Source organism: Stenotrophomonas sp. MYb238, assembly GCF_009496535.1.
Lineage (GTDB): Bacteria > Pseudomonadota > Gammaproteobacteria > Xanthomonadales > Xanthomonadaceae > Stenotrophomonas.
Window position 1 is genome coordinate 4,855 of the sequence record NZ_WIDL01000046.1, and the last position, 1,254, is coordinate 6,108.

Genomic DNA, 1,254 nt, shown 5'->3' on the forward strand with positions numbered 1-1,254 from the left:
GTCGGCAGAAGCCGCCGCGGCGGTGCCCGCCACGCCCTCGCCGCGGCCGGAAGCGATGGTCGTGCGCGGCCAGAAATCGACCACGCTGGCGACCATCGGCGAAGCCCGCATGTCCGTGCAGGAACAGGGCAATACGCTGCGCATCGAAGGCGGCGTGGGCAGGAACTTCGCCAACGACCTGAAGGCGGCGCTGGATTCGGCGCCCTCGGTGCGGCGCATCGACATCACCAGCGGCGGCGGTTATGCCGTCACCGGACTGGAAGCGGCGCGGATTGTCCGCCGCAACAACCTCACCGTGCGCGTGCGCGGGCATTGCGCCAGCATCTGCGTCGCGCTCTGGGCCGCGGCCGCGCAGCGGCAGATGGAACCCGATGCGGTGATCGGCCTGCACCAGCGCAACGCGCAGTGCGATGCGCTGCCCTCGCCGGCGCGCGAGGAGTGCCATTACCAGGACCAGTTCGCCACCGAACACGACTCCAGCTACAGCGCCTGGCTGCAGGCCGCGGGGTTCAACCAGCGCCTGTTCGACCTGCAGTCCCGCACCGCGTCGGAGGACATCGCCGTGCTCGCCGCGCCGCAGCTGTGGGACAACGGCGTCGATTTCAGCGTCGTCGACGGCAACGGAACACGCATGGGCCGTGCCGAGGTCGAGCGCTTTCTCGCCGAAAAATTCGCGCGGCATTGAGAAGCTGCCCACGCCCGCTGACGTGGTCCGGGGTCCGGGGTCAGCGCTCGACCGCTGTCCGCGCGGAGGCTTTCCGGGGGCGGGAAGATCGTGCCGACCAATGGCTGGCACCCACCCGGTTCCCGTAAGGGCCCGACCTGCCGCACGGGGCATCGGCGCAATCCATCCGCAGGGCAAGCGCCGCATCCACGAAAGGCCTGCCGTGCCGCAACGAGAACCCGTAGGAGCGGCTTCAGCCGCGAAGAGGCCTTGCCGGTGAATCCTCCCGGCGCCGGACCATCGGCCTGCCTCCATCACGTTTGCCAACCAGGTGCAGCTGGGCGCGCGACCCTCCGCCCTCAGCGGTTGACGATGCCCAGCACGTCGTCCAGCAGCGCCGCCGCGGTGACGCCGGCGCCCGCACCCGGCCCCTGGATCAACAGCGGCTGGTCGCGGTAGCGGTCGCTGTGGATCGCCACGCGGTTGTCGGTACCGCGCCCGCCCGCCAGCGCATGGTCGGCCGGCAGGGCGCGCAGGCCGACGCTGGCGCCGTGCGCGTCCACGCGGCCGACGAAACACAGCTTCAACCC

The 1,254-nt window shown here is 71.1% G+C and carries 2 pseudogenes; one reads left to right on the top strand and one right to left on the bottom strand.

Annotated elements, in window-relative coordinates:
- Positions 1–685, top strand: a pseudogene (locus CQ393_RS17855) (hypothetical protein); the annotation flags it as partial.
- Between the two features lie 338 nt (positions 686–1,023).
- Here the strand turns inward: CQ393_RS17855 and CQ393_RS17860 are convergent.
- Positions 1,024–1,254 (bottom strand): annotated as a pseudogene (locus CQ393_RS17860) (homoserine dehydrogenase); the annotation flags it as partial.